Below are 19,416 nucleotides of genomic sequence, written 5' to 3' on the forward strand. Positions count from 1 at the left end.
GCGAACCACATCGCGCAGGCGCCGCATCCTGCTCCGCTTCACAAGCGCCCTCGAGAAGCGCCCCTCGCGACCAGGACAACAAGAATATATTCCTATGTAAAAGAATGTCAAGTATCGCGTCATCCTGAGGTGCGAGCCGCGTTTGCGACGAGCCTCGAAGGATGCACGGCGAAGCACGCGGACGTCCCCGTCCTCCTTCGAGGCGCGCAAGCGCGCGCACCTCAGGATGACGATCACGCGTGTGGAGACATTACGCACAATCTCACCCACGTCGTCCCCGCGAAAGCGGGGACCCATACTCCCTGAGCGATCGATGCTGTCGCGATAGCGGGTCAACTCTTTCCCCGGTTCTCAGTGAGGACGGTGGTTATGGGTCCCCGCTTTCGCGGGGACGACATCGCGTGTGTGGCGCTGTCTGCTTCATCCGGGCTACGCTTCATTACGCGCGCTCAATATTACCCGCCGTCATTCCGGGGCGCGCGTCTTCGCGCGAACCCGGAATCCACGATCGCGACAGGAAGATGGATTCCGGGCTCGCGCTTCGCGCGCCCCGGAACGACGGAGGGAGGAAATCGCGCTGCCGGTCAGGCTTCGGCGCATCCCGGAATGACGCGTGGAGAAATTGCTGCGCTCCATCCGGGCCACCCATGAGCGAGACGCGGTAAACCATGACAGCGGTATTTCCACGGTGCGGCCAGACGCAGCAGTTCGGCAAGTCTGTGTCACCTATCGTTGCACTGTAAACGCCGATAGACTTCGGCATCCGTCAGGGCGCGCTGCCACAGAAAGACTCACTTGTTACTGGAACTTGGAATCGTCACGGTTCTCATCGTGATCAATGGTCTGCTCGCGATGTCGGAGCTTGCCATCGTCTCATCCCGTCCCGCACGATTGTCCGCTCTGGTTGAAAAGGGCGTCAGCGGCTCGCGGCGTGCGCTGGCTCTGGCCTCTGATCCCGGAAAATTTCTCTCCACCGTCCAGATCGGCATTACACTCGTCGGCGTGCTGTCCGGCGCGTTTTCCGGCGCGACGCTCGGCGCGCGCCTGTCCGCATGGTTCGTGAGCAACGGATTGTCGCAAGGCGTCGCCGATGCCGTTGGTGTCGGCGCGGTTGTGACCCTGATTACCTATGCCTCTCTCATTGTCGGCGAACTGGTGCCGAAGCAGATCGCGCTGCGCGATCCCGAAGCAATCGCGGTGAAGGTCGCGCCGGCGATGGTCATACTCGCGAAAGTGTCGCTGCCGCTGGTGTGGATATTGGATCGCTCCGGCAAGGCGCTGCTGTGGGTACTCGGCCAGCGCGGCGAGGCCGAAGAAAAGGTCAGCGAGGAGGAAATCCACACGCTGGTCGTGGAAGCGGAGAATGCCGGCGTGCTTGAGCCGGGTGAAAAAGAAATGATCGCGGGCGTGATGCGGCTCGGCGATCTTCCGGTCGGCGCGGTGATGACGCCGCGCCATGAAGTCAGCACGATCAATCTGTCGGACCCGCCGGAGGCGATCCGGCTTGCGTTCAGGCACAGCTCGCATTCGCGGTTGCCGGTATTCGACGGCGAGGAAACCCTCGGCATCGTGCAGGCCAAGGACATGCTGGATGCGTACTTGTCCGATGAAGAGCCGGACATCCGGGCGCTGATCCGCGACGCGCCGGTGATTCCCGAAACGGTCGATGCGCGGGACGTGGTCGCCATCCTGCGCGACTCGCCGGTTCACATGGGGCTGGTCCACGATGAGTACGGCACGTTTCAGGGCGTCGTCACCAGCGCCGATATTCTCGAATCCATTGTGGGGAGTTTTCACACCGAGGAAGGGCCCGCCGAACCGGCGTTCGTCAGGCGCGACGACGGATCGTTTCTCATTTCCGGCTGGATGCCCGCGCTCGAATTCGCGCGCCTGCTCGACATCGCGTTGCCGTCGTCGCGGCCTTACCAGACATGCGCAGGATATCTGCTGGAGAATTTCGGCGCGATACCGTCAGTCGGACAAAGTATCAGCGCGGACGGCTGGCGGTTCGAGATCGTCGATCTCGACGGGCGCCGCATCGACAAGGTGCTGGCCACGAGGGAGTAAGAGAGATGGCAGGGCTTACAGCCCCGCCTTCTCGTTCTGGTCATAGACCAGCCGTGCGACGTGTTCGAGGCGGGTGCGATCGGAGCCGCCGCTGACGACATAACCCACGCCACGATCGGCCCAGAACAGCGCGCCGGTGCCGTCATGAGTGGCGTAGCGCATCTGCGTCGCTTCGGTGGCCGCGCGCGACGCATAGACCGTGAAGCGTTCGCCCGATGCATTTTCATACATCAGGAACGATGCGGGTCCGGTGGGGCCGGGGAGCAAACGCCCGCCGACAAGTTTGAGTCCCGTGGCGTCGAGTTCGGGCGCACGAACCTCCCAGCCGCAGCGCTTGGTGAGCCATTGCTGCAAATGCGCGCGTTCGCTGCCAGCCACATCGACCGGATGGCGCACCTCGACCACATAGAGCTTGTGCGCCTCCAGCGCATCGCCGGTGAAGCTCGCGAATGCCGACGGCCTGGCATTCGCGCCATGCGCCATCCAGCCGACGCTGCCGCCGGCGGCGAACGCCAGCAGCGACGCGGCGACGGCGCCCATCATCCAGCGGCGCGGCGTCCGCGACAACCGATCGACCGAGAGGCGGTGCGGCACCGGCTCGTCCGCGACGGAGTCATACTTCGCATGCAGCGCGTCACTCATCGTCCGCCATGACGTCACCCGCTGGGCGTCATCAGGATGCGCCGCGAGCCAGGCCTCGACCGCCGCGCGGCGCTCCACGGGGAGTTCGTTGTCCACGTAGGCGTGGAGTTCGTCCTCGGTCACCGGAATGTTGTGGTCGGTCATCAGCGTTGTCTCTCGAATTCGAAGTCTTGCAGCGGCAATGGCGTCAAGTTTGTGCGGAAGGTGGGGTGGAGGTTACGCATGGTACAGAATTGACCTCCACCCCGCGCGCCGATCGCGTGGCTCTCAGCGCGCCACCCTCTCCACGAGGAAGAGGGAGAAGAAGCGAGTCTCCCCGGTTGTCGCGCATCGATTCCATCTCGTATCGTCCCCTGCCGTTTCATTTCACCCGCCGCAGCATCGGCCGCTCTCCTTCCAGCGCGGCTTTCACATGCGCCCGCGCGCGGGCGAGGCGCGACATCACCGTGCCGATCGGCACGCCCTGAATGTCGGCGACGTCGCGGTAGCTCAGGCCTTCCAGCACCACCAGCAGCAGCACCGCGCGCTGGTCTTCCGCCAGCGTCGCGAGCGCGCGGGAAATGTCGCGGCCTTCCGCCTCGGTGCCGGAGGCGTCGGCGGTGGTGTCGTGCAGTTCCATCATCGCCGGCTGCCGCGCCAGCGAGCGGCGGCGGTTGCGGTTCAGGTTGGTCAGGATCGTATAAAGCCAGGCGCGCAGGTCGCCGCCGAGAAACAGCTTCTCGGAGCGCAGCGCCCGCACCAGGGTGTCCTGCACCAGGTCGTCTGCGATGTCGGTATCCCGCGCCAGCGCCCGTGCGTAGCGCCGCAGGGCCGGAATCATGGTCTCGACGCTGTGGCGGAAATCGTTGCTCATTCAGTTCGTCCGGTCCGGCGGCCCACAGGCCGTTCTACCCTGAAAAACACCGAAAACGCGGGAGTATTCCGCCGTTTCCACCCGTTATGGTTAGGGCCTTGCGCCGCTTGTCCGGCTTGAACGGCCGGGGGGGCTATGTCATGAGGGGCCTCCTTTCCCTCGGCAATCTGGACTAGTGATCCGGTTCTGACATTCGTATCGTATCCTTCGCAGGCGCTTTTACGAATGTCAGAACCGGAGGATCACTAGAATCATAGTTTGCTAGTGTCCTTTCGTATCCGGCGTTCGCTCGGAAGGTGCTGCTAAATGAAGCGAACGTCGGATACGGGACACTAGGTTTATGGCTGAAAATATGGGCCTGATGCGCGGCAAGCGCGGTGTGATCCTCGGCGTGGCGAACAACCGCTCGATCGCCTACGGGATCGCGAAAGCGTGCCGCGATCAGGGCGCGGAACTTGCGTTCACCTGGCAGGGCGATGCGCTGAAAAAGCGCGTCGAACCGCTGGCGAAAGAACTCGGCGCGATCACCCTCGGCCATTGCGACGTCACCGACCCCGCCACCATCGACGCGGTGTTCGCCGAGGTGAAGAAGCAGTGGGGCAAGATCGACTTCGTGGTCCATGCCATTGCGTTTGCCGACAAGGACCAACTCGACGGCCGCTACATCGAGACCACGCAGGACAATTTCACCAACTCGCTGCTGATCTCGTGTTACTCGCTGACCGCGATCGCGCAGCGCGCCGAACATCTGATGACCGACGGCGGCTCGATCCTGACGCTGTCCTACTACGGCGCCGAGAAGTGGATGCCGCATTATAACGTGATGGGCGTCGCCAAGGCCGCGCTCGAGGCCAGCGTGCGCTATCTCGCCGCCGACCTCGGCGAGAAGAACATCCGCGTCAACGCGATTTCGGCTGGACCGATCAAGACGCTGGCCGCGTCCGGCATCGGCGACTTCCGCTACATCCTGAAGTGGAACGAGGCCAACGCGCCGCTGCGCCGCAACGTGACGCAGGAGGAAGTCGGCGACAGCGCGATGTATCTGCTGTCCGATCTGTCGCGCGGCGTCACCGGCGAAGTGCATCACGTTGATTCCGGCTATCATGTCACCGGCATGAAGAACCCGCACGCGCCGGACATTTCGTTCGGCGGGAAGGAATAGCGCCAGGATTCCTGAACATCCATTCGTCATGCCCGGGCCTGTCCCGGGCACCCACGTCTTTCATAACGATCGCGCAACAGACGTGGATGGCCGGGACAAGCCCGGCCATGACAAGTTGAAAGTCTTTCGAGTAAACTGGACTCCTCATGCCATCTCCCACCGTTTACTTCGTCCGCCACGGCCAGACCGAATGGAATGCCGCGGGCCGCTTTCAGGGCACGCAGGACATTCCGCTGAACGATCTCGGCAAGGAGCAGGCGGTCCGCTCCGGTGAGCTGCTGACCGATATCCTCGCGCGCGACGAACATGATCCGGCCAAAGTCCCGTTCGTGTCGTCCCCGCTCGGCCGCGCGCGCAACACCATGGAGTTGCTGCGCGGTGTTCTCGGCGTGCCACCGCATGACTACGAATTCGACGATCGTTTGAGGGAGATCGGCTACGGCCACTGGGAAGGCTCGACCTTGCCGCAGATGGAGCTGTCGCATCCCGAGGTCTTCGCCGAACGTCAGATCGACAAGTGGGGCGTGCCGCCGCCGGGCGGCGAAAGCTACGCCTCGGTGACCATCCGCATGCGCGACTGGTACGACTCGCTGATTCAGGACACCGTGGCGGTGTCGCATGGCGGCTCGATGCGCGCGCTGCTGGTGGCGCTCGATGTCGAGACCCCGGTCGGCGCCGCGGAGCTGACGGTGGAGCAGGGCGTGGTCTACGTTTTCGCCGGCGGGCAGGTCACAAAACATAGTTAACGCTTCGTTAACGTGGCACTTTAAGCGCCTCAGATTTGACCCTAACAGGCCCGCGCGTTACGACTTTACGTCAATTTTGGCGAATAGGGGCCCGGCGGCCCGTCGGGTAATTTCCCATGTCCTTCAACACCTTCGGCCATATGTTTCGCGTCACGACCTTCGGCGAAAGCCACGGGCCCGCGCTCGGCTGCGTGGTCGATGGCTGCCCGCCGCGGATCCCGCTGACGGTTGAAGAGATTCAACTGGATCTTGATCGCCGCCGTCCCGGCCAGTCGCGGTTCACGACCCAGCGTCAGGAAGCCGACCAGGTCAAAATCCTCTCCGGGGTCATGGACACCGACAAGGGCCAGGTCACCACCGGCACGCCGATCGCGCTGATGATCGAGAACACCGACCAGCGCTCGAAGGATTATTCCGAGATCAAGGACAAGTTTCGTCCCGGCCATGCCGACTTCACCTATGAAGCCAAATACGGCCTGCGCGACTATCGCGGCGGCGGGCGCTCCAGCGCGCGCGAGACCGCGGCGCGTGTCGCCGCCGGCGCGGTGGCGCGGAAGATCATTCCCGATGTGAAGGTGCGCGGCGCGCTGGTGCAGATGGGGCCGCACAAGATCGATCGCGCGGCGTGGGACTGGAATGAAGTCGGACGCAATCCGTTCTTTTGTCCCGACAAGGCCAAGGCGGAATTCTTCGCGGAATATCTCGACGACATCCGCAAGCGCGGCTCGTCCATCGGCGCGGTGATCGAGGTTGTCGCCGAAGGCGTGCCGGCCGGCTTGGGCGCGCCGATCTACGGCAAGCTCGACAGTGATCTCGCGCTGGCGCTGATGACCATCAACGCGGTGAAGGGCGTCGAGATCGGCGCGGGTTTTGGCGCGGCTGAATTACATGGTGAAGAAAACGCCGACGAGATGCGCATGGGCAACAACGGCCCGGTGTTTCTGTCGAACCATGCCGGCGGCATTCTCGGCGGCATCTCCACCGGGCAGCCGGTGGTGGCGCGCTTCGCTGTGAAGCCGACGTCGTCGATCCTGACGCCTCGCCGCACCATCGACAAATCCGGCGCGGACACCGACATCATGACCAAGGGCCGTCACGATCCCTGCGTCGGCATCCGCGCGGTGCCGGTGGGCGAGGCGATGATGGCCTGCGTGATCGCCGATCACCTGCTGCGTCATCGCGGACAGGTCGGAAGCTAGTGGCCCGCTGAAACGGGATGCGAATGCCAGAATCGGACCGCTAGCCGCCGGTCTTCGAGGTTTTCTTTTTCGGCGTCGGCGTTTTGGCCTGTTTCATTTCTTCGGTCGCGGCCAGCATCGTTTCGTAGCCCAGCATCGTGAAGCGAACCAGAAATCGCAATTCATCGTCGGAATATTTCGACCACGCCTTGTGGATCGACTGCTGCAAGGATTCGTAGAACTTCCCGATCTTCGCCTCGCTCTCCGGAACGACCGTGATGAAGACCTTGCGGCGGTCGCTGTCGTCGCGTTCGCGGCGCACGAGACCGGCTTTTTCAAGGCGATCGATGACGCCCGTGATGGCGCCCGTGGTCAGGCCGGTCACCTCGGCCAATCGCCCTGCGGTCACGCGGCTCTCCAGATTCAAGAAATCCATGCATTCCAGATCGGAGCTGCTGATCCCGACGCGGCTGGCGACGGTCTGGCTGAAAATGACGCCCTGGGCGGACGAGCGCCGGGCGGCGTGTTCCAGTTCCTGTATCAGCGCGGCGCGCGCCTTCGATCTTGACAAGGCCGATCCTTTATCTTAGCGAGATAATATCTCAGAGACTAAGATAATTAGTCTCCGTACCTTTTTAGCACTGTGCCAACCGGCGGAGCAAGGCATGATCAGACGCTCACGCAAGGCCATTATCATCGGCGCCGGAGTAGCCGGCCCCGCCACCGCGATGCTGCTGCGGTCCGCGGGTTTCGAATCGCAGATCTTCGAGGCGCGGCCGCGTGCTGCCGGAATCGGCGGCGGTTTGCAGATCGCGCCCAACGGCATGCATGCGCTGGACGAACTGGGCCTTGCCGATGAAATGGTTCGCATCGGCGCCGTCGCGGAATCGATGCTTTTCAGCAATCAGAACGGACGCTTTCTCGGCAGCATCAACCGGGACATGCTTGAGCGCTTTGGACAGCCTGCGGTGAACGTCTCGCGGGCCGTGTTGAATGACGCGATCATGGCGCAGGTCCGCTGGGCCGGAATCGAGGTCGGCTATGGCAAGCGGCTGGTCAGGATCGAGGACCTGCCTGACCGTCCGATCACTGCGCATTTCGCCGACGGCACCACGGCCGAAGGCGATCTGCTGATCGGCGCGGATGGTGTTCACTCCGCGGTGCGCGCGCATGTGAATCCCGGCGGCTCGATGCCGTTCGATACGGGACTGGTGGGCTTCGGCGGCTTCATTCCGAGATCGGTGCTTGAGAAGGCCAAGGCCGGTCCGCATGTCATGATGACGCTCGGACAACGCGGCTCGTTCGGTTACGGCTATTGCAGCCGTGACGAAGAGGACGGAGCGATGTGGTGGGACACCCAGTCCTCCAATGGCCTGGATGCCGCCGCCTTCCGCGCGATGAGCCAGGACCAGATCAGGCAGCACATCCGCGCGTTTCATGCCGGGTGGCACGATCCGATTCCAGAGATCATCGATCACGCGCGGGATATCATCGTGACCGATACGCTCGATATCGCAACGCTGCCGCAATGGTCGCGCGGGCGGGTGGTGCTGATCGGCGATGCTGCGCATGCCACGACGCCGCATGCGGGACAGGGCGCGTCGATCGCGCTGGAAGATGCGCTCCGGCTGTCGCGCCTGCTGCGCAGGGGCGAAGAGTTCGGCGTCACCTTCGCGAAGTTCGAGGCCGAGCGCCGGCCGCGGGCCGAGCGGATTGTCGCGGCGGCCCGCCGCAACGGCGGCAGCAAGGGCGACATGAGCCGTGCCGGCGCACTGATGCGCGACATCGCGATCAAGCTGCTGTTGCCGATGTTCGCGCGCGGACAGGACTGGATGTATCAGTACAATCCGCGCGTTCGCTAACGGCGGCGGATGCGGACAGGCGGCTGACAGTCCGGCTTGCTGCCGCGAATAATTGAACCGGACTGAGGAAACAAGCCCGGCCCGCGGCGTTGATGTCTGACCAGTCTTGCCGTTGCCGATGGACACGGTCATGGACACGCGTGCCGGCTCGAGCATCACGCCGTTGACGGTGGAGGTTGTCTCCCGCGCCGAACTGGAATCCTGCGCGGTGTGGCGCGCGATGTTTGCCGATCAGCGCAAGGATCACCGCTATTACGAGATCGTCGAGGACACGCTTCGCGAAGGCATCGAATACAAGTACTTCGCGATCCGCGACGCGGCCGGCGCTGTCCAGGCGATCCAGCCGTTCTTCCTGATCGATCAGGATATCCTCGAAGGGATCAGGCCGGAACGGCGGCTCTGGGCGCCGGTGATCCGCCGGATCTGGCCGCGATTTCTCAAACTGCGGACCCTGATGGTCGGGTGCGCTGCGGGCGAGGGGCATCTTGCCCATGCCGACGGTTTGCCTGCCTCCTCCGTCGCGGCGGTGCTGGCTCACGGCATCGTGTCGCACGCGAAGACACTCGGCGCAGGGCTCGTTCTTCTGAAGGAATTTCCCGCCGCCGAGCGCGACGCCCTTGAGTGTTTCCTGAAAGCCGGCTTCTGCCGCGCGCCGAGCATGCCGATGACCGTGCTCGACATCGATTACGACAACTTCGATGCCTATGCGGTGAGCGCCATGAGCGGCAACGCGCGCAGGCACTTTCGCAAGAATCTCAAAGCCGCTGGCGGTGAGCGTTTGCGGATGAGCGTCACCAGCGATGTCGCCGGTCTGATCGACGACATCTATCCGCTCTATCTGCAAGTGTATCAGCGCTCCGGTCAGCATTTCGAGAAACTGACCCGGGACTATTTCCGTCTGCTCGGCGAGCGGATGAGGGACAAGGTTGTCTTCCATCTCTGGCACCGCGGAAACAGGCTGGTCGCCTTCAGCATGTGCATGGTGCAGGGCGACCGGCTGGTCTCGGAATATCTCGGTTTCGATTATGCGGTGGCGCTGCAACTGCATCTTTATCATCGCGTGGTCCGGGACGTCATCGCCTGGGGCATCGAACGGGGCTACAAGAGCATCGGCAGCAGTGGCCTCAACTACGATCCGAAGCTGCACATGGGACACCGTCTCGATCCGATCGACCTCTATGCCCGTCATGTCTCGCCGCTGGTCAATACCGCTTTCAGGGTGGTCCTGCCGTGGCTGCAGCCGGTGCGCTACGATGCGACGCTGAAGAAATTCCCGAACTATCGCGACCTGTGGTGAACACGGCCGGCTGCCGAGCTTGACCCGGTCAAGCCGCCGTCGCAAAAGTGAGGTGATGTCCGGCAACAGCCTCCAGAGCGTGATCGACTGGCTGATCGACGGGGCGCGGTCGGCGTCGCGCGTGGATCTGTTCATCGCTGAAACCTGCGAACGAATGGTCGCTTGCGGGATTCCGCTGTGGCGCGTCGGTGTCTTCGTCCGCACGCTTCATCCCAATATGCTCGGCCGCAATTTCGTCTGGCGCAAGGATGGGAGCGTGACCATGGGCGCGATGCCCCATGGCGATCAGGACGAAGATTACTTTCTCTCCAGTCCGCTCGCCATTGTGTTCGAGCAGGGGCAGGAAGTCCGCAGGCGGCTTGTGGATGCCGGTGCGGGCAATGTGCCGTTCTTCGCCGAAATGCGCGGCGAGGGCGCGAGCGACTACATCGCACTTCCGCTTCTGATGTCGGATGGAACGATCCATGCGGTGAGCTGGATCACGCAGCACCCGGACGGTTTTTCCGAGGCGCAGGTTGGCGACATCAGGGCGATGATGCCGGCGCTGACGCGCATGATTGAAGTGTGGCTGCTGCGGCGGACCGCTGCGGGACTGCTCGACAACTATGTCGGCGCGCGGGCCGGCGCGCGCATTCTCGCGGGGCAAATCCGCCGCGGCCATACCGAGACCATGCATGCCGCGATCTGGCTGTCGGACCTGCGCGGCTTCACGCCGCTGTCGGACCGGCTGTCGTCCGAGGCCGTGGTCGATGTTCTCAATACCTACTTCGACTGTCAGGTGCCCGCGATCCTGAATCACGGCGGCGAAGTCCTGAAGTTCATGGGTGACGGCCTGCTCGCGGTGTTTCCGATCACCGGCAAGGAGGGGGACACGGAAACGGTCTGCAAGCGCGTACTCGAAGCGGCGCGGGAGTGCAGCGCCAACGTGGCGGCGATGACCTACGCCTACGAGTCCGAGACGCTGCGCGACTTCCGGTTCGGTCTCGCGCTGCATATCGGCAAGGTTCTGTACGGCAATATCGGCGGCGGCGACCGGCTCGATTTCACCTGCATCGGGCCCGCGGTGAATCTCGCCGCGCGCATCGAGAAGATGACCAGCCGCCTCAACCGCACCGTGCTGGCGTCCACCGAATTCGCCAGCCGTGTCGATACCGGCTGGACCGATCTCGGCCTGTTCTCGGTGGCGGGCTTTGCCGCGCCTGAGCGTGTCTACGGCCTGCCGGATGAGGCCGCTGCGGCGGACACAGCGCGCCGGCCGGACTCTCCGGCCAGCGCGGGTTAGCTACTCGGCCGCGACCGCGACCGATTGCGCGGCGTTGCGCATCACGCCCGCCACCGCACCATAAGCAGCGGTCCACGCATCTCGCGCTTCCCGCGTCCAGTCATCCTTCAGTCCACGCTCGAGCGTCCACAGCAGGGCCGCGCCGACCGAGTCATAGTGCTTATCGGTGACGCCGTAATGCATATGATTGCGGCCAAGTTTCTCAAGAGCCGGAATGAGCGGCGCGAGATTGTCGAGGCCGTTGACGACGGCTGCCAGCGCCTGCATCAGCTTGCGCCGTTGCTCCACCATGTCGGTGTTTTTGAACATCGGACGGGTCGAAGCATCGATGTCGAACAGGCGTTCGTAAAACAGGCCTGCGGCGGCATCCGCGATGGGGACGACCTTGGCCCAGGTTGTCTGGACGAGATTCTTCTGATCGGGGGACATGCTTTGCTCCGTGGGAGGAAAATGGCGTGAACGTTAGACGTCTGCTTGAGCCTGATGGTTCACGGGAAAACGAACCTTTCCCGCGATCTCGCATCGGCCGATGCCGATATCCGCCAGCGCGCGGTCGCTGAATGTCATCAGCTCCGCGGCGGCCGCCGCTTCGCGATGTTCGCGCTGATACGTTGACCAGAGGCCGCGCAATACACCTGCGATGCGGGCGATGTGCCATTTGTCGTCCGGTCGGCCGATATGCGTGGTGAGATTGCTCATGACGCCCTCACACGCCGATCGAGTTCGTATGCGGACTTGTCCGCTGCTCCTGGAGCCGGACGCCTCACGGCGATGCGGCAAAGCCGCGTGACGCCCGCCACCAGCCACACCAGCGCGGTCCTGACGGCCTTTGCGCGCTCGGCCTGCGCCTGCCGGACAATCCTGGTCTTGAGCGCGGCATAGTCCACGGGCGACAGCGACGCTCTGTCGAATGAACCAATATCGAAGCGATCGGTCTGCATCGAAGCCTCCTGCGACAGCCCCGGTGGGGCGTTGCGATGGGGAAGCTTTACGCCGGGTCGGTCATCATATAAAATGAATAATAATGATATTTATGATCTTTAGGAGAGATGGATGGATCTGGCCGCGCTTCGAATATTTTCGGCCGTCGTCCGCGAAGGCGGCGTAACGCGCGCCGCGGAGCGGCTGCATCGTGTGCAGTCCAATGTCACCACGCGGATTCGCCAGCTTGAAGACGAACTCGGCGTCGAGCTTTTCATTCGCGAGGGCAAGCGGCTGCATCTGGCTCCGGCGGGGCAGGTGCTGCTCGGCTATGCGGATCGTCTTTTGGCGCTGGCGGACGAGGCGCGCATGGCGGTGCAGGACCCTCGGCCGCGCGGTGTGCTGCGCCTCGGTGCGATGGAAAGCACGGCGTCGGTGCGGCTGCCGGAAACGCTCAACGAATATCATCGGCTGTATCCGGATGTGACGCTGGAATTGCGCACCGGCAACCCGCCGATACTCGCTGCGGCGATCCTCGCCGGCGAACTCGACGCGGCTCTGGTCGCAGAGCCGATCGCCGATGCACCGTTTGAGAAAGTGTCGGTGTTCGACGAAGAGCCGGTGATCGTATCGTCGGCCACGCAGCCACGGCTCGACCGCAACGGCGAGCTTCCGCGCACCATGATTGCCTTCGAGCACGGCTGTCCGCACCGCAAGCGGCTGGAGACGTGGTACGAGCGCCGCGGACAAATGCCGGAACGGATCATCGAACTCGGCTCCTATCACGCCATGCTGGGCTGCGTCGCGGCCGGCATGGGCATTGCGCTGCTGCCGCGCAGCGTGCTTGCGACGTTCCCGGAAAACATGCGCCTGAAGGTGCATAAGCTGCCGCCCGGAGAGAACCGCGTCGAAACGGTGATGATCTGGCGCAAGGGAGCAGGTTCGCCGAACATCATGGCGCTCGAAAAGTTGCTGTCCGGCCGCCGCAAATGAAAACGGCGGCTGAGCCAGCCGCCGTTCCGGTAAAACGATGCGCGGGCTTTAAGCCGCGCGCACCGTGGTCAGGAATTTCTCGACTTCGATCTTGAGGCGGCTGCTGTCGCTGGACAGCATCTGCGCCGCCGACAGCACCTGGCCGGAGGCGGCTCCGGTTTCGCCTGCGCCGCGGCTGACATTGGTGATGCTGGCGGCGACTTCACCGCTGAGTGCCGCGGCCTGCTGCACATTGCGGGCGATTTCCTGCGTCGCCGCGCCCTGTTCTTCCACCGCCGCCGTGATGGTCGAGGAGATTTCCGAAATCAGGGTGATGGTCTTGCCGATCTCCTTGATGGTAGCGACCGATTCCTGCGTCGCGGTCTGCATGCCCGCGACCTGGGCGCTGATCTCGTCGGTGGCCTTGGCGGTCTGCGCGGCGAGGGCCTTCACTTCGGAGGCGACCACGGCGAAGCCGCGGCCAGCGTCGCCCGCACGGGCGGCCTCGATGGTGGCATTGAGCGCGAGCAGGTTGGTCTGCTCGGCCACCGCTGTGATCAGCTTCACCACGTCGCCGATGCGCGCGGCGGCCTGCGACAGTTCGGTGATGCTGGCGTCGGTCTTTTGCGCCTGACGCACGGCCTCATTGGCGACGCGGCTCGATTCCTGGACCTGACGGCCGATCTCGCCGACCGACGAGGTGATCTCTTCAGTCGCGACCGCGACCGACTGCACGTTGCTGGAGACTTCCTGCGAAGCACCGGCGGCGCTCTCGGAAGTCTTGCCGGTGACTTCGGCGGTGGAGGTCAGCGTGTTGGCGGCGGCCTCCAGTTCGGTCGACGAGGACGACAGCGAACCGACCAGTTGGCCGATCAGCGCTTCGAATTCGCGGGTGATGCTGTCCACGCGCTGGCCGCGCTGGATCTTCGCATCGGCTTCGCGCGAAGCGGCTTCGTCCGCCGCCTTCTTGGCGATCAGGGCGTCCTTGAACACCTGCAAGGTGTCCGCCATGGTTCCGATTTCGGTCTTCTCGCCCTGATGCGGCACGGTGGCGGTGAGATCGCCTTCGCCGAGCGCCTTCATCGGGGTTACGATCGAGGCGATGCCCGTCGTCACGTCACGGATCAGGTAGAATCCGGCGGCAAGGCCGAGAGCGATGGCCAGACCCAGCGAAATGACGACCATCCGGAATGCGGCATTATAGCCGTCGGTGGCGTTCTGGCCGGCGGCGTCCGCGCCCTTGTTGTTGAATTCGATGTCCTTCTTCAGGATGTTGTCGGACTTGATCCCGATCAGGTTGACGGTCATCGTGTTCAGATCATGCGCTTCGCGCGGGTAGGAGCCCGCAGCCTTGCGTGACAGCGCCATGACCTCCTGGGAGCCCTTCTTGTAGCTTTCCCACACCTCAACCCACTCGTTGTAAAGAGCGCGCTCTTCCGGCGACGTAATCATCTTTTCATAAAGATGCCTTGCCTTCATGTTGGCTTCGACGACCGTTTCCAGCGTTTTTTCCTGCGCCAGCTTTTCCTCAAGCAGCTCCGACAACATGTGCTCGCGGATCACGTTGCGATAGGTGATGACGCCGGCGCGCAGATCGCCGAGCGCGCGGATGCTGGGTAGCCAGTTCGTCTGGATTTCGGAGGCGCTGGCGTTGATCGTCTGCATCTGCCTGATGGAAAGCAGGCCCATGGCGGTCATGGCGACGAGCAGGAATGCGATCACGAGGGTGAGCTTGGCGCGGATGGAAATCCTGGAGAGCATGATGGACCTTGAGTCTTTCTGACCGGGGGCTGATGGCTGGTTGGCGACGAGGGCGATGAGGGAATGCCGACCCGCCTTCCGGCGCTTCGGATTCGTGGTTTCTAATTTCACGACGTGAAGTGAAATGTTCGTAAAGGTATTTCGCGCCGCTTTCCGAAATGCGCGCTTCACGCACGGCGTTTATGCCGATGCCTGCTGCACCGGATGCATGCGTGCATCATCCCTGTTACAGACATGAAAAAAACCGGCGGTGCTTTCGCGCCGCCGGCTTTCAAAATGTTCGCTGGGCGAATCGCGTCAGGCGGCGCGGATCGTCGCCAGGAAGTTATGCACTTCGGTCTGAAGATGCGTGCTTTCCTTCGAAAGCGACTGGGCGGCCGTGAAAACCTGGGCCGATGCGGCGCCGGTCTCGCTGTTGCCGCGGTCGACGTCCGAGATATTGGCCGCAACGCGCGCGCTCAGCTCGGCGGCCTGCTGGACATTGCGGGCGATCTCCTGGGTCGCGGCGCCCTGTTCTTCCACCGCGGCGGCGATCGTCGATGATATCTCCGAGATCAGGTTGATGGTGCTGCTGATCTCCTTGATGGTCGTGACGGAGTCGCTCGTCGCCGACTGCATGCCGGAAATCTGGGTCGTGATCTCGTCGGTCGCCTTGGCGGTCTGGGAGGCGAGCGCCTTGACCTCGGAGGCGACCACGGCGAAGCCGCGGCCAGCTTCGCCGGCACGGGCGGCCTCGATGGTGGCATTGAGCGCGAGCAGGTTGGTCTGCTCGGCGATCGCGGTAATCAGCTTCACCACGTCGCCGATGCGGGCGGCGGCCTGCGACAGCTCGCTGATGCAGGAATCGGTCTTCTCGGCCTGCTGAACGGCGAGTTGCGCGACCCGGCTCGATTCCAGAACCTGACGCCCGATTTCATTGACCGAGGAGGTGATTTCCTCGGTGGCGCTGGCGGTCGACTGGATGCTTTCCGAGACCTCGCGCGAGGTGTTCGCGGCGGAGTTCGACAGTTGCCGGGTGACATCAGCGGCGTTGGTCAGGGTGCTGGCGGTGGCTTCCATTTCGGTGGAGGCCGATGACAGCGAACCGATCAGTTCGCCGATCATGCCCTCGAAGCTGCTGGTGGCCTCGTCCAGCGTTTCGGCGCGGCGCATCTTGACGCCTGCTTCGGCCGCGGCGGCTTCGTCGGCGGACTTCTTGGCAATCATGGCATTCTTGAAGACCTGTACCGTATCGGCAATCTGGCCGACCTCGGTGCTTTCGCCCTGATGAGGGACGTCGGCGGCAAGGTCGCCGTTCGCCAGCGCCCGCATCGGGGTCAGGACCGAGCCGATGCCGCGGGCAACATCGCGCACGATCAGGATCGCGGCGCAGAGGCCGATCAGCACCATGACGGCGAGAGCCGCCACGACGATGCGAAATGCCATTTCATAGCTGTTTTCGGCGTGCTGTCCGGCGGCGGCGGCGCCCTTGTCGTTGATCTCGACGATCTTGGCCAGTACGCCGTCCATTTTGCGTCCGGCGATCGTTGCGCGCTGGGCATTGACGGCGCGCGCCTGTGCGACCTCGCGCTTGCGGGCATGAGCGACGACTTCGTCCGCAGCTTCGCGGAAGGTCTTCCAGGTCACCGACAGCTCCTTATAGAGCGCGGCTTCTTCCGGGGAGGAAATCAGCGGCTCATAGGCTTTGTTCGCGGTTTCGTAGTCCTTGGCGCGGGCATCGAGATTGCGCTGGATATCGGCCATGAACGCCTCGTCCGGCTCCGTCAGATAGTCGCGCAGTACCGCCCGGTAGCGCGCCGACTGGGTGCGCAGTTCGCCGACCAGGCGAATACTCGGCAGCCAGCTTGTCTTGATGTCCTGCGCGGAGGCGTTGATGGCGCGCATTTCGACGATGGCAAAGGCGCCCATGGCGGTGAGGGCGATGAGCAGGAGGGAGACGAGGGCGATGAGTTTGCTGCGAATGGAGAGCCGGGAGAGCATTGAAACGATCCTCTGAGGTCTTTCTGACCCCGTTCAAGACACACGGGCGAAACCAAACGCGGGAGCTTGGCCGCCGAAATGATTTCGACGCCTGGGTGGGCGTGGGTGGTGTTGGCAATTTCCAGTCGGAGACCCGTTCAGCAACGGAGCGTCCGCTTCGCGAACGTAAATAAATTCAGTGAAATGTTGGTAAATGCCCGCCGCGCAGGCAACCGGCCCGAAAAAGGGCCCGAATCTCCGGGCCTCATAAGGAGTGGGGATGGCTCAGGTTCCTGCTTTCCGTGCCGCGCGGGCCGTGTCACCATCCCGGCGTGAACGACGGAGGTCCGCCATGCGCTGGTGTGTCTCGATCGGAGCGGTGCTTGTCGCGGGCGCGATTGCCGGCGGCGATGTTCCCGGGCTGGCTGCGCCGGCCACGACGCCTGCGCCAGCCGCGACCGAGGCCAAGGTCGATGTCGAACTGATTCTCGCGGTCGACGTCTCCTACTCCATGGACATGGATGAACTGGCGCTCCAGCGCGAAGGCTATGCGCTCGCCGTCACCTCAAAGGAATTCTTGCAGGCGCTCAAGACCGGCCCGGCCGGCAAGGTCGCGGTGACGTATTTCGAATGGGCCGCGTCGAGCGACCAGAAGATCATCGTGCCATGGCGTGTGATCGACGGCCCGGAATCGGCTGGCGCGCTGGCCGAGGAAATCCTGAAAGCGCCGCTGCGCCGCGCCTCGCGCACCTCGATCTCCGGTGCGATCAATTTCGCCATGCCGCTGTTCGAGGCCAACGAATATCAGGGCCTGCGCCGCGTCATCGACATCTCCGGCGACGGGCCGAACAACAACGGCGAGCCAGTGACGATTGCGCGCGATGAGGCGCTGGCCAGGGGCATCACCATCAACGGCCTTCCGATCATGTCGAAGGAAACCAACTACGCGACCATGGATATCGAGAATCTCGACTGGTACTACGAGGACTGCGTGATCGGCGGCGCGGGATCATTCGTGGTGCCGATCAAGATCAAGGAGAAGTTCAAGGAAGCGATCCGTACCAAGCTGGTGATGGAGGTCGCGCACCGTGTGCCAGAGCTGCGTGTCGTACCGGCTGCCGCGCGCGAGCCGCGGGTGTCGTGTCTGATCGGCGAGAAGATCTGGCAGGAGCGCTGGGGGCGGTAGTGCGTCTTGGTTAGCGTTAAGCGGGACCTGTGCGAAACATTCGATGTCGTCCCCGCGAAGGCGGGGACCCATACTCTCTGAACTCTCGATTTGAGAGATGCTGGAGCGACCTTCCTGCTATCATCGCATTATTCAGTGGTTATGGGTCCCCGCCTTCGCGGGGACGACATCCCGGAAGCCGCCTGCGAGAACCGCTTACCGCGTGAATCTTGCCACCAGCTCCACATGCGGCGTGTGGCGGAACTGATCGACCGGCGTGACGCTGTCGATTTTAAATCCGCCATCGATCAGGGTACGGGCATCGCGCGCGAAGGTCGCCGGATTGCACGACACGGCAACCACTCGCGCGATCTTGCTGGCGGCGAGTTGCTGCGATTGCGCGTGCGCGCCCTGGCGCGGCGGATCGAACACCACGCAGTCGTAGTCGCGCAGTTCCTGCGGCATCAGCGGACGCCGGAACAGGTCGCGGGCTTCGGCCTTGATCGGCTTCAGGCCTTGTGTGAGCTTCACCGCGTTTTGCAGTGCCGTCACAGCGCCGGCATCGCTGTCGAACGCCGCCACCTTGAATTTCTCGGCGAGGCGGAACGCGAACGGCCCGAAGCCGCAAAACAGATCGGCGATGTGTTTCGCGCCCTTGCAGCGCTCGAACGCCAGGGCGGCAAGGGTTTCTTCGCCCAGCGCCGTCGGCTGCATGAATGAGCCCGGCGGCAGCGTCACCTGCGCCCTGCCGACGCGCACCACCGGCGGCTCGCGCATGATGACGAGTTCGCCGTGGCGCGTCAGCCGCGCGAGATTGTGCTTTTCGGCGAGCTTGGAGAGCGCCGACAACAGCGCTGTGCCGAGCGGACCCGAGCCGCGCACATCGGCGTCGAGGCCGTTATCCGCAGCCGTGATCTGGATATCGAGCGGCTTGCTCACCGGCTTCAGCAGTTCGGCGATCTCGTTCGCCGCTTCGATGGCGCCATGCATCGCCGGATCGAGGATCGGGCAGTGATCGATGGCGACGATCTCGTGGCGGCCGGCTGCTGCGAAGCCGACGCGCAGAATGCCCTGCTGGCTCTGCCGTGCATGCAGCGTCATGCGGCGGCGGCCGGTGCCGTGGGCATCGATCAGCTCAAAGACCTCGCAGCCGATACCGGCATGTGCAAGCGTGTCGACCACAAGTTGCCGCTTCCAGTTGCGGTAAGCATCCGATTGCCAGTGCTGGATGGCGCAGCCGCCGCAGATGCCGAAATGCGGACAGAACGGCGTGATGCGCTGCGGGCTCGGGGTGACGACATGGGCCAGCGCGCGGCGATCGGGATGGCCCGGCGAGGGCAGCACGTCCACGGTCTCGCCGCCCAGCGCATAGGGCACATAGATGGCTTCGCCGCTGGACACGGCAACGCCGTCGCCGAAATGGCCGACATGATCGATGGTGAGGCGCTCGGTCATGGACAACCAGAGCAGGGTGGTCCGTCATCCTGAGGCGCGAGCCCTTGCGAGCCTCGAAGGACGACGGAGTGTGATGCGCCGTCGCCCTTCGAGG

General features: G+C 63.6%; 18 protein-coding genes. 9 read left to right on the forward strand and 9 right to left on the reverse strand.

Annotation, left to right across the window (positions count from 1 at the left end; translation table 11 throughout):
* Positions 1-795 precede the first annotated feature (795 nt).
* The gene (locus tag AC1Q6J_RS17415; RefSeq protein WP_492280472.1) at positions 796-2,067 is read left to right on the forward strand and encodes a hemolysin family protein; all 1,272 of its coding nucleotides are present in this window, start codon (positions 796-798) and stop codon (positions 2,065-2,067) included.
* A 15-nt stretch (positions 2,068-2,082) separates the two neighbouring features.
* Here AC1Q6J_RS17415 and AC1Q6J_RS17420 read toward each other — a convergent pair whose 3' ends face one another.
* Both AC1Q6J_RS17420 and AC1Q6J_RS17425 read right to left on the reverse strand, forming a co-directional pair.
* Entirely contained in the window at positions 2,083-2,853 is a 771-nt protein-coding gene (locus tag AC1Q6J_RS17420) for an anti-sigma factor family protein (protein ID WP_492280473.1), read from the reverse strand.
* Positions 2,854-3,070: 217 nt separating this feature from the next.
* Positions 3,071-3,562 (reverse strand): sigma-70 family RNA polymerase sigma factor, encoded by a 492-nt coding sequence (locus AC1Q6J_RS17425; protein ID WP_492280474.1) that lies wholly within the window; start codon positions 3,560-3,562, stop codon positions 3,071-3,073.
* Positions 3,563-3,902: 340 nt separating this feature from the next.
* Between AC1Q6J_RS17425 and fabI the strand changes: the two genes are divergently transcribed.
* The 3 genes from fabI (at position 3,903) to aroC (ending at position 6,669) form a co-directional block, all read left to right on the forward strand.
* Positions 3,903-4,724 (forward strand): enoyl-ACP reductase FabI, encoded by an 822-nt coding sequence (fabI, locus tag AC1Q6J_RS17430; protein WP_492280475.1) that lies wholly within the window; start codon positions 3,903-3,905, stop codon positions 4,722-4,724.
* Between the two features lie 146 nt (positions 4,725-4,870).
* Entirely contained in the window at positions 4,871-5,470 is a 600-nt protein-coding gene (locus tag AC1Q6J_RS17435; protein WP_492280476.1) for a histidine phosphatase family protein, read from the forward strand.
* 116 nt (positions 5,471-5,586) lie between these two features.
* On the forward strand, positions 5,587-6,669 hold the full coding sequence (gene aroC, locus AC1Q6J_RS17440; protein ID WP_492280477.1) for a chorismate synthase: 1,083 nt from the start codon (positions 5,587-5,589) through the stop codon (positions 6,667-6,669).
* Positions 6,670-6,709: 40 nt separating this feature from the next.
* Here aroC and AC1Q6J_RS17445 read toward each other — a convergent pair whose 3' ends face one another.
* A complete protein-coding gene (locus AC1Q6J_RS17445) occupies positions 6,710-7,219 on the reverse strand; it encodes a MarR family winged helix-turn-helix transcriptional regulator (RefSeq protein ID WP_492280478.1) in 510 nt (169 codons plus the stop codon).
* Between the two features lie 94 nt (positions 7,220-7,313).
* Here AC1Q6J_RS17445 and AC1Q6J_RS17450 point away from each other — a divergent pair, with 94 nt between their 5' ends.
* The 3 genes from AC1Q6J_RS17450 to AC1Q6J_RS17460 all read left to right on the forward strand — a co-directional run bounded on the left by AC1Q6J_RS17450 (position 7,314) and on the right by AC1Q6J_RS17460 (position 11,089).
* Positions 7,314-8,510 carry an FAD-dependent monooxygenase gene (locus tag AC1Q6J_RS17450; RefSeq protein ID WP_492280479.1) on the forward strand — a complete coding sequence of 399 codons (1,197 nt, stop codon included), beginning with the start codon at positions 7,314-7,316 and terminating at the stop codon, positions 8,508-8,510.
* 130 nt (positions 8,511-8,640) lie between these two features.
* Positions 8,641-9,807 (forward strand): GNAT family N-acetyltransferase, encoded by a 1,167-nt coding sequence (locus AC1Q6J_RS17455; protein ID WP_492280480.1) that lies wholly within the window; start codon positions 8,641-8,643, stop codon positions 9,805-9,807.
* Between the two features lie 55 nt (positions 9,808-9,862).
* A complete protein-coding gene (locus AC1Q6J_RS17460; protein ID WP_492280481.1) occupies positions 9,863-11,089 on the forward strand; it encodes an adenylate/guanylate cyclase domain-containing protein in 1,227 nt (408 codons plus the stop codon).
* On the opposite strand, the gene AC1Q6J_RS17465 is transcribed toward AC1Q6J_RS17460, so the two are convergent.
* The 3 genes from AC1Q6J_RS17465 to AC1Q6J_RS17475 are packed head-to-tail and all read right to left on the reverse strand — an operon-like array spanning position 11,090 to position 12,030.
* Positions 11,090-11,518, reverse strand: a complete 429-nt coding sequence (locus AC1Q6J_RS17465) for a globin family protein (protein WP_492280482.1) — start codon at positions 11,516-11,518, stop codon at positions 11,090-11,092.
* Between the two features lie 33 nt (positions 11,519-11,551).
* On the reverse strand, positions 11,552-11,788 hold the full coding sequence (locus tag AC1Q6J_RS17470) for a YjiS-like domain-containing protein (RefSeq protein ID WP_492280483.1): 237 nt from the start codon (positions 11,786-11,788) through the stop codon (positions 11,552-11,554).
* Positions 11,785-12,030, reverse strand: a complete 246-nt coding sequence (locus tag AC1Q6J_RS17475) for a hypothetical protein (RefSeq protein ID WP_492280484.1) — start codon at positions 12,028-12,030, stop codon at positions 11,785-11,787. Before AC1Q6J_RS17475 ends, AC1Q6J_RS17470 begins: the two co-directional genes overlap by 4 nt.
* Before the next feature lie 112 nt (positions 12,031-12,142).
* Between AC1Q6J_RS17475 and AC1Q6J_RS17480 the strand changes: the two genes are divergently transcribed.
* The gene (locus tag AC1Q6J_RS17480; protein ID WP_492280485.1) at positions 12,143-13,003 is read left to right on the forward strand and encodes a LysR family transcriptional regulator; all 861 of its coding nucleotides are present in this window, start codon (positions 12,143-12,145) and stop codon (positions 13,001-13,003) included.
* 48 nt (positions 13,004-13,051) lie between these two features.
* Here the strand turns inward: AC1Q6J_RS17480 and AC1Q6J_RS17485 are convergent, their stop codons facing one another.
* Together AC1Q6J_RS17485 and AC1Q6J_RS17490 are read right to left on the reverse strand one after the other, a co-directional pair.
* Positions 13,052-14,743 (reverse strand): methyl-accepting chemotaxis protein, encoded by a 1,692-nt coding sequence (locus AC1Q6J_RS17485; protein WP_492280486.1) that lies wholly within the window; start codon positions 14,741-14,743, stop codon positions 13,052-13,054.
* 297 nt (positions 14,744-15,040) lie between these two features.
* Positions 15,041-16,723: a methyl-accepting chemotaxis protein gene (locus AC1Q6J_RS17490; RefSeq protein ID WP_492280487.1), complete on the reverse strand. Its 1,683-nt coding sequence runs from the start codon at positions 16,721-16,723 to the stop codon at positions 15,041-15,043.
* Between the two features lie 331 nt (positions 16,724-17,054).
* Between AC1Q6J_RS17490 and AC1Q6J_RS17495 the strand changes: the two genes are divergently transcribed.
* Entirely contained in the window at positions 17,055-17,888 is an 834-nt protein-coding gene (locus AC1Q6J_RS17495) for a DUF1194 domain-containing protein (protein ID WP_492280488.1), read from the forward strand.
* Between the two features lie 195 nt (positions 17,889-18,083).
* On the opposite strand, the gene AC1Q6J_RS17500 is transcribed toward AC1Q6J_RS17495, so the two are convergent.
* Positions 18,084-19,322 carry a class I SAM-dependent RNA methyltransferase gene (locus tag AC1Q6J_RS17500; RefSeq protein WP_492280489.1) on the reverse strand — a complete coding sequence of 413 codons (1,239 nt, stop codon included), beginning with the start codon at positions 19,320-19,322 and terminating at the stop codon, positions 18,084-18,086.
* Positions 19,323-19,416: the final 94 nt, after the last annotated feature.

The sequence above is a fragment of the Afipia sp. MLSD5-FHT05B12 genome (genome assembly GCF_058793355.1).